The sequence below is a fragment of the Streptomyces sp. PA03-6a genome, from assembly GCF_033792765.1.
In the GTDB taxonomy this organism is placed as follows: domain Bacteria; phylum Actinomycetota; class Actinomycetes; order Streptomycetales; family Streptomycetaceae; genus Actinacidiphila.
Genome location: NZ_JARAVK010000014.1, coordinates 25086 through 37624 on the forward strand (window position 1 = coordinate 25086; position 12539 = coordinate 37624).

The following is a 12539-nucleotide window of genomic DNA, read 5'->3' on the forward strand; positions in this document are numbered from 1 at the left end:
AGAAGGGGGCGGCGCCGGTCACTCCTCGCCGGAGAACCGTTCCCACGCGGACTGCCGGGTGATCCCGAGGGCTTCGCCGATCCGGGTCCAGGTGACACCGCGGCGCCGCAGTTCCTGCACCCATGAGCGCAGATCGGCCTCGGCCTGGTCGATGTGCGCGGCGACGCGCGGGATGTGGCCCAGCATCTCCGCGTCGGTCAGCGACGCCCAGAGCGGCAGGGGAGCCCCCGGCGGGGTGCCCAGACTGCCTTCGATGATCGATGCGGACAGCGCCACGCATTCGTTGCAGATCTGCACACCGGCGCCCGCGACCAGCTTCTCGACCTCGCGGTCGGGCTTGCCGCAGAAGGAGCACCGGGTGAATTCGTCCTGGATGTCAGAGGTGGGCACGGCTCACTCCTAGGTTGTCAGGGATTCCCTGACAACCTAGGGCGTCAGGGAATCCCTGACAATCCGTTCGTCTGCGCCATCTCCACGTCGGAGTCGGTCAGATGAGGAGGTGTCGGCTTGGTCGAAGGGCGGCCCCGGTCCCGCCGCGCGGCGGGACCGGGGCCGGCCGGATCAGGCTGCGGGCCCCACGGCCGGGGGCTGGGACAGGGCGGCCTTGACGCTTCGCGTCTGCTCGTCGGCGAGGACCTCGAACCGGTCGTGCGTCAGGGCCTCCATGGTCAGTTCCGCCACGCTGGCGGCGCTGATCTTCGGCGCGTCCGTCCATGCGCTCAGGTCGGTGTCCACGAATCCGCAGTGCACACCCACGACCAGGGTGCCCTGGTCGTGCAGGCCCTTGCGCAGGGCGTCCGTCAGCGACCACTGCGCGGCCTTGGACGCGGCGTAACCGGGGAACTGCGGCTGCCCGACCCAGGAGGCCAGCGACAGCATGTTCACCAGCGCCCCGCCGCCGTTGCGGGCCAGCACCGGGGCGAAGGCCCGGGACACCGCCCACGTGCCGAAGTAGTTGACCTCCATCGCCTGCCGCGCGCCGTCGAGGCCGCCCGACAGCAGCCCGGTGGTCGCGCCGCCGATGCCGGCGTTGTTGACCAGGACGGAGACGTCGCCCGCCGCCTCGGCGGCCGCGGCTATCTGCGCCTCGTCCGTCACGTCCAGCCGCAGCGGGACGAGGTCCGGATCGGTCACGCTCTTCGGGTCGCGGACGCCGGCGTAGACCTTGGCCGCGCCCTGCTCCAGGAGCGCCCGGGCGAACGCGCGCCCGATCCCTCGGTTGGCTCCCGTCACCAGGGCGACGGATCCCTTGATGTCCATACGGCTTTCCTTTGCGGCACGCCCTCTCGGCAGGGCACCGGACACAGCTCGAGCACGTGGCCCTTCGGGGCCCGCCGTTCCAGGCTAGCATCTGGATTTAACAATGAAAGTCAGATGTCGCCGGCGGTGGCGACGACACGGCCCCACCCGCGAAACCGCAGGTGGGGCCGGGGCGGGGCCTGTGTGTCCGCCTCAGAGGGCGAGGGCGCCGCCGTCGATCGGGAGGGTGGCGCCGTGGATGTGCGCGGCGTCGTCGCCGGCGAGGAAGACCACCGCGGCGGCTACCTCCTGGGCGGTGCCCGGCCGCTTGGCGGGGTAGTTCCGGGCGAGCTTCTCCAGCAGGGTGCGGTAGACCTCGTTGGCCTCGGTGACGGTGGGGCCGGGGGCGACGGTGTTGACCCGCACCCCCTTGGAGGCCAGCTCGACCGCCCAGGACTTCGTCAGCGAGTGCAGACCGGCCTTGGTGGCCCCGTAGAGCGCGGCGAAGTCCATGCCGACGACGCCGTTGATCGACCCCACGTTGATCACCGATCCGGAGCCGCGCTCCACCATGGCGGGCACCAGCGCGGCCGCGAGCAGGAACGGGACCTTGACGTTGACCGCCAGCGCCTCGTCGATCTGCTCCTCGGTCGCCTCCGTCATCGACTGCGGCGGGACCAGGTAGGCGGCGTTGTTCACCAGGATGTCGATCGGCCCGCCCGCGGCCGTCGACGCCTCCTGCGCCAGCCGCCGGACCTCCGTACCGCCCACCGCCAGATCGGCCTGGACGAAGTGCGCGCGGCCGCCCTGCGCCGTGATCGCTTCGACGACCCCGGCACCGCGCTCCGCGCTGCGCCCGGTGACCACGACGGTGGCACCCTCGCGTGCCAGGGCTTCCGCGACCGCACGGCCGATGCCGCTCGTCGAACCGGTGACGAGTGCGGCGCGGCCCGGTAGACGTCCCATTGCACAACCTCCAAGGAATGACGGGTACTTCCGCGGGTGGCGGCGCGGGCGAGCCGGACCGGTCGCAGAAATGATTGCTGCGTCAAGTAAATCGAGGAGTGCTTGACCCGTCAAATATCGTGCCGGTGAGGTGGGTTGGCGGACCGCCGGCCGGGCGCCAGGCGGTTCAGGGGCGGGGCCAGGGCCGTCCGGCGAGGCGTTCGATGTCGGTGTTGAAGCGCCTGAGGTAGGAGGCGAAGGCGGCGATGTCCTGGTCCGGCCAGTCGGCCATGACCTTGTCCAGGCCGCCGATGATGGCGTCGCGCTCCTCGTCCAGCATGCGGGCGCCCTGGGGGGTGATGCGGAACTTGCGCGCCATTCCGCCCTCCGGGTCGGGGATGCGTTCCACGAGCCCGGCGCGCATCGCCGCGGCGGTCTGCCGGTTGAGGGTCGAGGCGTCGAGCGCGAAGGCCTCGCTCAGCTCGCCGATCGACATGGGCCCCTGGACCCGGATGCGGCTGAGGAGGATGTAGGCGCTGCGGTCCAGGGCGCCGGACCGGTGGCGCAGCAGTTCGTGGCGGCTGAGGAGCATCTGCTCGTACTCGACCTCGTGGGTGGACCTGCCCATACGTCTTCCGCCTCCTGCCGTCCGCCGGGCCGCCGGGGTGCGTGTGCGGCGCCCGCTGTCATCCTCGCACAGCGCGTGCACCAGCCACATCATGTGCGCGATGCACTTCCTATGTACGATGCACATCGATCGATCCCGAATGCAGGACCGTCAGGCGAGGAGTGCCGTCATGAACGCCCCACAACCCACCGCCCGTGCAGGGGGCGTGGTCGCCACGCTGGCCCTCGCCGGCATCACCGCCGCGATCATGCAGACGCTCGTCACCCCGCTGCTGACGGAGCTGCCCCAGATCCTGCACACCTCGTCCTCGAACGCCGCCTGGGTGATCACCGCCACCCTTCTGGTGGCGGCCGTGTGCGTGCCCGTCTTCGGGCGCCTCGGCGACCTGGTGGGCAAACGGCGCATGCTGGTCGTCTGCTCGGTGCCGCTCGTGGCGGGCTCGGTGGTGTGCGCCCTGTCGTCCTCCGTCACGCCGATGATCGTCGGACGGGGTCTGCAGGGCATGGGCATGGGCATGGTGCCGCTCGGCATCGCCCTGCTCCGTGACGTGGTCCCCGCGGAGAAGCTCAGCTCCTCCATCGCCCTGGTCAGCGCCTCCATGGGCATCGGCGGCGGCCTGGGCCTGCCGATCGCCGCCGCGATCGCCCAGTACGCCGACTGGCGCGTGCTCTTCTGGGGCTCCGCGGGCCTGGCCGCCGTCGTCGCGGTGCTGATCTGGTTCTTCATCCCCGAGGTTCCCGCCGGTGCCAAGGGCCAGCGTTTCGACGTGCCCGGCGCGCTCGGCCTCGGCGTCGGACTGGTCTGCCTGCTGCTCGCCGTCTCCAAGGGAGCCGACTGGGGCTGGGGTTCGGCGACCACGCTCGGCCTGTTCGGTGCCGCCGTCGTCGTGCTGGCCGGCTGGGGCTGGTGGGAACTGCGCACCCGCGACCCGCTGGTCGACCTGCGGACCACGGCCCGGCCCCGGGTGCTGATCACCAACCTGGCCTCGGTCTTCGTGGGCTTCGGCATGTACGCCGGGATGCTGGTCGTCCCGCAGCTGCTGCAGTTCCCGAAGGCGACCGGCTACGGCCTCGGCCAGTCCATGCTCGCGGCGGGTCTGTGGCTCCTGCCGGGCGGCATCATGATGATGATCGTCTCTCCCCTGGGCGGCAAGCTGACCAATGCCCGCGGCCCCAAGTTCACCCTGATGTGCGGCGCCCTGGTCCTCGCCGCCGGGTACGGCCTGTCGCTGGTGCTGACGGGCTCCGCCTGGGGTCTGATGCTGGCGGTCATGGTCGTCAACAGCGGCGTGGGACTCGCGTACGGATCGATGCCCGCCCTGATCATGGGTTCGGTCCCGCTGTCGGAGACGGCCGCCGCCAACGGCTTCAACGCCCTGATGCGTTCGCTCGGCACCTCGGTGGGCGCCGCCGTGATCGGTGTCGTCCTCTCCCAGATGACCACGACCGTGGGCGGCTACACCTTCACCTCCGAGAACGGCTTCCGCACCGGGCTGGTGATCGGCTGCGGCATCGCGCTGGTCGCCGCGCTCGTCGCCATGGCCATCCCGGCCGCCCGCGCCGCGTCGGGCGACGCAGAGGCCGCGCCGGCCCCCGAGCTCCGCAAGGCGGCGCTGGACGGCTGAACCGCCGCACCGCCGCACCGCAGGGCGTGCGGTGCGGCGGTGCGGCGGTGCGGGGTCCCCGGCTCGCGGTGAGCCGGGGACCCCGCCGGTTTCAGACGGACCTGCGTGCCGCGGACGCGCCGTTCGGCGATCCGGTGATGGTGAACTGGGAACCGGGCTCGATCAGTACGCTGCCCTGGGCCGAGTTCGTGATCGTGACGTTGGTCAGGGTGGCACTGCCGCGGGCGCCGCTCATCGCGAGGATGCCGGAGCCGCCCACGGAGTTGTCGATGCGGACGTCGGTGACCTTGACGCCGGGCATGGAGCCGCCGCCCGTCTTGAACTGGATGCCGTCGTAGGTCGAGTCGTGGATCTCGGTGTCCCGGATGGTCACGCCCGGGATGTCCGTGCCCTGGGCGAAGAGCGTGATGGCGCCGAACTCCTGCGCCTCGCCCCAGAACGCGCCGCCCGTCCGGTACAGGGCGTTGCCCGAGATGGTGGTCTGACCGGAGAAGGGGATCGGGTCGTGGTCGGTGGCGAGCATGATGCCCGGGTAGTTCATCGTGTCGGAGACGATGTTGTTCTCGATGGTGTTGCCGTAGCCGCCGTAGACCGCGATGCCGTTGGCCCGCCAGGGCAGCTGGATGGTGTTGTTGCGGAAGTGGTTGTCGTGGCCGACGTCGACGGAGGTGTCCTTGACGTACTTGCTGGCCCACACCGCCAGCGCGTCGTCGCCGGTGTTGCGGAACGAGGAGTTGTAGACGGTGGAGTTGCGGGTGCCGTTGGCGAAGTTGATGCCGTCGGCGTAGGTGTCGCGGATCCGGACGCCGGTGAACTCCAGCCCGTCGCCGGGGCCCCACAGCTCGGGGATGTTGGAGTAGTCACGGCCGACCCAGACGCCGACGTTGGCGTGCTCGATCCACACGTTGGTGATCTTCGTGTCCTTGCCGAAGCGCCCGTTGAGGCCGACGCCGCCCTCGGCGTTGCCGTCGCCGCCGCGGATGGTGCCCGAGCCGAAGATGGCGATGTCGGAGATCTGGGTGTTGCCGTCGATGTCGAAGCCGAAGTTGCCCTCGTGCGGGTGGTTGATGCCCCCGGCGTTCTGCGGCGGGGTCAGGGTGTAGAGCTGGGAGTGCCACATGCCCGCGCCGCGGATGGTGACGTCCTTGATGCCCACCTGGTTGTACTGGCCGCGGTTGAGCGGGTCGTCGGTGAGGATCTTCTGCTCCTGCCGCCACTGCCCGGCCGGGATCCACACGCAGGGGATCTGGCCGTTCTGGTCGGCGGTGACCGCCCGCTGGATGGCGTCGGTGTCGTCGAGCCCGTCGCCGGGGACGGCCCCGTACTCGGTGATCGAGGTGCAGTTGGCCGGCTTGCTCAGCGGGGGAGCCACCTGCTCCAGGTCGATCAGGTCGATGACGTAGTAGGCCGCCGAGTCGCCCGCGTCACGCTGCAGACGGAACGTGGTGCCCTGCGGGTACGTGCCCGACAGCAGCGCGTGCGCCTCGTCGAACAGCCGCCGCGCGTCGCCGCCCGGCCGGTTGGTCAGCCCCTCCGGGTCGTCGGTGCTGCCGTAGAGCCAGCTGTGCTTGGAGGACAGGTTCAGCTTCTGCACGAACGTGCCGTCGGCGTACAGGCTGATGGTGGCGTCGGCTCCGCCGCCGGCGGAGGAGTCGGGGATGGAGTTGCGCACCACGATGGAGTTGGTGGACGTGGTGGAGGTGAACTCGACGTACTGGCCGCCCGAGTCGAGGCGGACGGACTTGCGGCCCGAGGACTCGGTGGCGAAGTTCGTGTGCCCGAAGGTCCGCTTGGCGTCGGCGGTGAGCAGGGTGCCCTGGTAGCGGCCGTCCTCGGCCTCGTACTCGGTGTACGGCAGGGCGGCGCCGCGTCCGACGACGAGGGACTTGGCGAGCACGTTGTTGTTCTCGTTGGTCTCGGTGACGCCTCCGGTGGCGTCCGCGGTGGCGGTGAGCGTGGCCCCGCCGGCGGTCGCCGTCCAGGTCCCGCTGATCGCCACGGTGACCGTGGCACCGGCCGCGACCTGACCGGTCGTTCCGTTGAGCGTGGTGGTGCCGGCCTGGAGCCGGGTCACCGAACCTGCCGCGGCGGCGGTGATGCCGCGGTTGTGCACGGCGACGGTGAAGGAGACGGACGCGCCCACGGCCGGATTCGCCGGGTTCGTGGCGATCGAGGTCACCTCGAGGTCGGGGCCGGGGGCCTGGCTGACGACCAGCCGGTCCGCGGCGTTCCGGCTGTTGTTGGTGTCGTCCAGCTCGGCGACCGTGTTGCGCGGGTCGACCACCGCGGAGACGGCGTAGCTCCCGGCCGCGCGGGTGCCGGTGGAGACGGCGACGGTGGCGGACGCACCCGGGTCGAGGGCGGGCACGTCGGCGCTGCCGGCGACCGTGCCCTCCACGTTGACGTCCACGGTCGTCGCGGCCGAGCGCGCGGTGCCGGCGTTGCGCACCCCGGCGTTCACGGTGACCGGGTCCCGCTCCGACGGGGCGGCCGGTGACCAGGTGAGGCCCGTGACGGTGAGGTCGGGCGCGGGTGCCGCGGTGCCGACGACCTGGAACTCGGCGACCTGCCCGCCGGGCGCGCCGGTGTTGGAGGAGAACCGCAGGCGCACGTCGGCCCAGCGGCCGCTGACCGGGATGGTCACCGCGTTGCCCGTTCCCGGGCTGAAGGCGTAGTCCGCGCGGTCGCGCAGTGAGGTGAAGCCGGTGTCGGACGCCCCGCGGCCCAGCACCTGGATGCCCTGGGTCCTGGCGCCCCACACCGGGTCCGGGTTGAGCTTGACCACCACGGCGGTGACGTCCGCTGCGGAGCCCAGCTTCACGGTGAGGTCAGCCGGGTGGCCGGCCGCCTCCCAGTAGGTGGAGGTGGAGTCGTCGGTGGCGTTGGCGGCGACGTAGGTCTGCGTCGACGACGTGGCCTCGACCGGCTTGTTGCGCGCCAGGTTGGTGCCGGTGGGCGGCGGGTCGGTGCTGCCGCCGTCGTCTCCGTACACCTCCAGCTCGGACAGCTGCGCGGCGTTCCAGCCGGTGTTGCCGGTGACGTTGACGCGGACGTACCGGCCGTTGACGGGCGAGCTCAGGTCCACGGCGACGGTGTTGGCCTGGGCCGGGTTGAACACCCGGCCGGCGGAGGCGGAGAGCGTGGTGAACGAGGATCCGTCGGTGCTGCTCTGCAGGGAGAGCGTCTGCGTCCGGGTCTCCCAGCCGGACGGCAGTTTGAGCACGATCCGGTCGACGGCACGGGTGGCGCCGAGGTCGACCTGCACCCACTGGGGGAAGGAGCCGGCCGGGCCCTCCCAGTAGGAGGCCTGGGCGCCGTCGGTGGTGTTCCCGGCCGGGTATGCGCCGAGGGAACCGCCGGCGGTGGCAGGGCGGCCGAGGGCGAGGTTGACGTCGGCAGCGGCAGCGGCAGCGTCCGAGGCCGTGGGGGCTGCCTGGGCGGTGGCGGAGATCGGTAACAGCCCGACCGTCATGAGCCCGGCCAGGGCGGCGGCGGACAGCGACCGTCGGCCGAGGGGTCTCCAATGCATGGGGTCCTCTATTCGGTGGGGGGCGGGGAGCGCGGCAGCCGGGCGAGGAGGAACCAGAAGAAGCAGCAGAAGCAGGGGAAGCGGGGACCGAAGGGGACCGTCCCGACGTGAGAGCCGGCCATGCACGCCAATTGAGTCAGCCAGTCAACTTCTTGCGGAAACTGCGTCATTAGGTTTCTCGTACGTCTCGGATTTGTCAACAGCTTGTAATTCAGGGGTAGTTGAGCCCGAGCCGTGCTTGCGTCACTTGCGGAGCACTTGCGCGGGTGGGTCTATCGGTCATGACGGCATAGACCCTGGTAGGCCCTCCGGACGGTCGCCGGATGAGCCGGCGTCGGCGTGGCGCACACTCGGAGGGAACGCAATTTATTGAGTGCTCTACGCAAGATCGCTGGCTTCGGGCGCGCGAAAGGGCCGGTGCCCGGCACGATGTCGTGCCGGGCACCGGCCCCTCACGGTGTCACTTCAGGCCGAAGGCCCGGGTGACGGTCTGGGTGACTCCGCCGCCGTTGCGCTGCTCGGCGGTGACGCGGATCGACACGTAGCCGGCCCGGTGCGGTGCGTTCAGAGCCGCCTGCCAGGTGCCCTTCTTCTGTTTGAGCCCCTGCCGCAGCCAGGTCGTCCCGTCGTCGTAGGAGACCTCGAGCCGGACCGCGGAGACCGCGTCCCCGGCGGCCGAGCTGCCGAGCACCACCGGAGTGACGGAGAGTTCCGTCCTGCGCTGCGCCCGGCCCTCGGCGTCCAGTGCCGTGCCGTAGTCCAACTGCACCAACGGGACGGCCTGCACACCCTCCGGGGCGCCCGAGCTGAAGCGCCACTCGGTGTGGGTGGCGGTGGAGTAGGGGCTGAGCCCGGTGTCGCCCTTGGTGTCGACGACCAGCCGGTACGGGAGCTTCTCCGGCGCCAGGTCACCGACGCCGAACCAGGGGAAGCCCTCCATGTGGGACAGTTGCCGGTCGCCCTGGTAGAAGGAGATCGCCTGGTACATGCGCGACCCGCCGCTGTGCGCCGAACCCGCGTCGCCGAACCCCTGGATGTAGGCGCTCATCGCGTTCTCGCCCCGGTAGGGGAGGTCGGAGGTGACCATGCGGGGCCGGGTGATCGGCCCGAACCAGCGGTCCCCCTGCACACTGCCCGCCCGGTAGGTCACCAGGTCCGTCGACGAGCTGCCCCAGCCGTCCAGCGCCGCGTTCTGCTGCCACGTGACGCCGGCGGTGACCCAGTCGGTGCGACGCCCGGGGGCGACCGCCTCGGCGGGGAGCGCGTTGGGCGAGAACCCGTTGTACGGCGGATAGTCGTACGACGGGAAGTCCAGCCGCGACTCGGTGACCTGCCGTCCGGGAGGCGGGGTGAAGTCGACGTCGACGCGCGCGAGGCTGCGGGCGTCCGTCCTGGCGGAGGGATCCGCCGGAATCCCTCCGAGGTGCTGGTCGACCAGGTCGTACAGGTACTTCGGCGCGGGATGCGCCTCGACCGCCAGCCGCACGCCCTTCCTGCCCGCGGCGGTGGCCTCCTTGATCAGCGCCTCCCCTTCGTCCAGGGACAGCGAGGCGACCGGGAGCTGCCCGGTCGTCACCTTGTCGGGGTCGCCGTACCAGTCGCTGCCGCGGCCCTCACGGTCGTTGACCACCAGGAGCAGTGCCGCACCGGCGGCGCGCGCCGCCGCGGCCTGATCGGCGGGGGCCACGGCGTCGCTGTCGCGGACCACCACGGCCCGGCCGCGGGCGGACACGCCGGCGTACTCGGCCCGCGTTCCGGTGCCGGCGAAGACGGCGTCCAGGCGCGAGGTGCCGTCCCGCAGCGGCCGGGAACCGGGCTGCACGAGGGGGTCGTCGAGGTGGTGGCCCCGGTAGGTGATCTCCAGGGGCCGCTGCTCGGCGCGGATCCTGGTGGTGAAGACGAAGCTGCCCTTGCGCACCTTGTCCTTGGTCGGCAGCGCCCACAGGCTGTCGTACGTCGCCGAGGGCCAGATCCGCTCGCGCAGGGCGCTCCCGTCGCCGGGGGTCGGAGTGCCGGAGGTGAAGGAGCGGTACAGGTCGATCCTGCTGCTCACCACGCTGGTCGGCTGCGGTGTCGCCACCTTGACCTGGCGGGCCCGGGAGGCGTCGAGCACCACGGAACGGTCGCCGGTGAGCTCGATCTCGGGGGCCGTCAGTACCGCGAGCCCGAGGGAGTGGGGCCCGTGGAGTCCCTGCACGTCCGCCAGCGACGCGACCATGTAGGAACCGGGCGCCCAGCGGCTGGTCAGCGACCCGTCGGGAACCCACAGGTAGGTGGAGCCGCCGTCGGCGCTCCTGATCTCGACCTCACCGCTCGCGGGCCGGCCGGAGCGGTCCTTCAGGCGGATGGTGAGGTCGTACTTCTCGGACTCCACGGAGACCCCGACCGCCGTGTGGACTTCACCGCCCGCGTGGCGTGCCGTGACCCGGGCGGCGTACTGACCCGCCGCGAGGCCCTTCGGATCCACCACGACCTCGGCGGTGGCGGTGCCGTTCGCCGGCACCGTGACCCGGCCGCCGGACAACGCGAACACCTGTGCGGGGGAGTCGCCGCGGTCGACGGAGAGCTGCAAGGTGATCGGGCGGTCGGTGGTGTTGGTGTAGGTGATCTGCCGCTTGACCGGCTGCCGCTGCGCACCGGGCGACCACCGCACCAGCCCCGCGTCGACCGACCCGGTCGCGATGACCTGGTCCTGGTTGTAGGCGGCGGCCACGTTCAGCCGGCCGGTGCCCGCCCGGTAGGGGCTGTAGTCGGGGGTCGGCACGCTGGTGCCCATCAGGGCGTCCTTGATCTGCCGGCCCGTCCACCGCGGGTGCTTCTGCGCCAGGAGGACGGCCGCCCCGGCCACATGGGGCGTGGCCATGGACGTGCCGCTGTCGACCCGGTAGAAGCCCTCGCCCCACTCCATGTACTGCGAGCGCGCCGCCAGCACGTCCACGCCGGGAGCGGTCATGTCGGGCTTGATGGCGTCGTCGTTCATCCGGGGTCCCGCGCTGGAGAACTCGGCGACGTGGTCGGACGCGTCCACCGCGCCGACGGTGAGCGCGGCGTCCGCCGTCCCCGGCGCTGCCACGCTGTAGGCACCGGGCCCGTCGTTGCCCGCGGCGATGACGAACAGCGCACCCGTCTCGGCGCTCAGCCGGTTGACCGCCTGGCTCAGCGGATCGTCCTGGGTGTGCCAGCCGCTGACGCCCAGGCTCATGCTGACCACCTTGGCGTGCTCGGTCCGCGCCGCCCACTCCATACCGGCGATGATCCCCGAAATGGTCCCGGATCCGCTGTCGTCCAGGACCTTGCCCACCAGCAGGTCGGCGCCGGGGGCGACCCCCTGCTCCTTGCCGCCGGAGGCGGCGCCCGTCCCGGCGACGGTGGACGCCGTGTGGGTGCCGTGCCCGTTCCGGTCGACGACGTTCCCGTCCGGGACGAAGCTGCGGGACGCCACGACGCGGTCCACCAGGTCCGGATGGGTGGCGTCCACCCCGGTGTCGAGGACGGCCACCCGCACCCCGGCCCCCGTGCCACCCGCGGCCCAGGCGGCGGGTGCCCCGACCTGCGCCGTGGTGTCGGCGAGCGTCGCCTTCGCCTTGCCGTCGAGCCACACCTTGTCGACGCCGGCGGCGAACCGCGGTGCCGCCGCCTTCTCGGCGTCTGCCCGCGCGGTGCCGGTGAGGGCCGACCAGAAAGCCGCCGCCTTCGACCGCCGGGTGCGGACCGCCTCGCCGCGGACCGAGGGAAGGCTGCGCGTGGTCTCGGCCCCCGGCAGCGCCGAGGAGCGGGACGTGAGGGTGGCGGAGCCCTCGGTGCGGGTGACGATCAGGGGGAGCGCGCTGAGGTGCGCGTCGTCGTAACCCTGGGCCATCAGCCGTGTGACGTTGAAGAGTTGCTTGTCGAGCAGCCCCTTCGCGATGTACGCCACCGCCTCGTCGGGGAACACGTAGGTGTCCCCGCCCTCGGTGGCGACGCGCACCGAGCCCGTGGCCCCCGGCGCGCGCTCGACCTCCACCGCGGGCGCGGTGCCCTTCGGACCCTGAGTCACCGTCACCTTGTCACCGGTGACCAACGTGACGCGTGCGGGCGTGCGTTGTGCCTCGGCGGTTGCGGGTGTCGCCGTGGCCGACGGGGAGGGAGGAACGCTGTTCGCCGCTCCAGGGGTGACGAGAGCGACGACAACGGCAGCAGCCACGGCCGCCGCATATCTTCGGGTAGAAGGGGGTCTCACATTGCCCTCCAGCGTGGATGATTGCACGAATTCGATCACCACTGAAGAGGGCGTGTAAAGAGCTTGAACCTGAGGCTATCGGAATGTAGCGTTCTCTCTTTTCGGCTCGGCTGGACCTGGTCGTGGCGGCCGGGTGAGGTGCCCTCAGGAGGCCCCGGTGACCTGCGGGTTAAGAGCCCTGGGGAGGGTCCGCGAAATTTACCGACCGGAAACAAAAGAATTTGACCGGCGGTGCGGTCGGGGCCCCGCTTTCCCCGAAAGTTTCGAAGGCGGGAGTGAATGCTCCCACCGTTTTGCCGTGAATTCGGGAGCGCCCGAAGATGTCGCCATTTGTGACACCAAAGCCGTGGGGATG

At 71.3% G+C, this 12539-nt stretch carries 7 protein-coding genes; 1 reads left to right on the forward strand and 6 read right to left on the reverse strand.

What is annotated here, in order from left to right:
• Nucleotides 1–18: 18 nt before the first annotated feature.
• The 4 genes from PV350_RS05800 to PV350_RS05815 all read right to left on the reverse strand — a co-directional run bounded on the left by PV350_RS05800 (nt 19) and on the right by PV350_RS05815 (nt 2812).
• Nucleotides 19–390, reverse strand: coding sequence for a ClpX C4-type zinc finger protein (locus PV350_RS05800; RefSeq protein WP_499509013.1), 372 nt, complete (start codon nt 388–390; stop codon nt 19–21).
• 171 nt (nt 391–561) lie between these two features.
• The gene (locus tag PV350_RS05805) at nt 562–1260 is read right to left on the reverse strand and encodes an SDR family oxidoreductase (protein WP_499509012.1); all 699 of its coding nucleotides are present in this window, start codon (nt 1258–1260) and stop codon (nt 562–564) included.
• 192 nt (nt 1261–1452) lie between these two features.
• Nucleotides 1453–2205, reverse strand: a complete 753-nt coding sequence (locus PV350_RS05810; protein WP_499509011.1) for an SDR family NAD(P)-dependent oxidoreductase — start codon at nt 2203–2205, stop codon at nt 1453–1455.
• Nucleotides 2206–2371: 166 nt separating this feature from the next.
• On the reverse strand, nt 2372–2812 hold the full coding sequence (locus PV350_RS05815; RefSeq protein WP_499509010.1) for a MarR family winged helix-turn-helix transcriptional regulator: 441 nt from the start codon (nt 2810–2812) through the stop codon (nt 2372–2374).
• Between the two features lie 169 nt (nt 2813–2981).
• On the opposite strand from PV350_RS05815, the gene PV350_RS05820 reads away from it, so the two are divergent.
• The gene (locus PV350_RS05820; RefSeq protein WP_499509009.1) at nt 2982–4436 is read left to right on the forward strand and encodes an MFS transporter; all 1455 of its coding nucleotides are present in this window, start codon (nt 2982–2984) and stop codon (nt 4434–4436) included.
• A gap of 91 nt (nt 4437–4527) precedes the next feature.
• Here PV350_RS05820 and PV350_RS05825 read toward each other — a convergent pair whose 3' ends face one another.
• Nucleotides 4528–7965 carry a CARDB domain-containing protein gene (locus PV350_RS05825; protein ID WP_500333064.1) on the reverse strand — a complete coding sequence of 1146 codons (3438 nt, stop codon included), beginning with the start codon at nt 7963–7965 and terminating at the stop codon, nt 4528–4530.
• Nucleotides 7966–8425: 460 nt separating this feature from the next.
• Nucleotides 8426–12001 (reverse strand): S8 family serine peptidase, encoded by a 3576-nt coding sequence (locus tag PV350_RS05830; RefSeq protein WP_500333065.1) that lies wholly within the window; start codon nt 11999–12001, stop codon nt 8426–8428.
• Nucleotides 12002–12539: the final 538 nt, after the last annotated feature.

Excerpts from the sequence above, each read along its gene's own strand:
- PV350_RS05825 (WP_500333064.1), bottom strand. The coding sequence starts at position 7,965 with ATGCATTGGAGACCCCTCGGCCGACGGTCGCTGTCCGCCGCCGCCCTG.
- PV350_RS05805 (WP_499509012.1), bottom strand. The coding sequence starts at position 1,260 with ATGGACATCAAGGGATCCGTCGCCCTGGTGACGGGAGCCAACCGAGGG.
- PV350_RS05820 (WP_499509009.1), top strand. The coding sequence starts at position 2,982 with ATGAACGCCCCACAACCCACCGCCCGTGCAGGGGGCGTGGTCGCCACG.
- PV350_RS05815 (WP_499509010.1), bottom strand. The coding sequence starts at position 2,812 with ATGGGCAGGTCCACCCACGAGGTCGAGTACGAGCAGATGCTCCTCAGC.
- PV350_RS05810 (WP_499509011.1), bottom strand. The coding sequence starts at position 2,205 with ATGGGACGTCTACCGGGCCGCGCCGCACTCGTCACCGGTTCGACGAGC.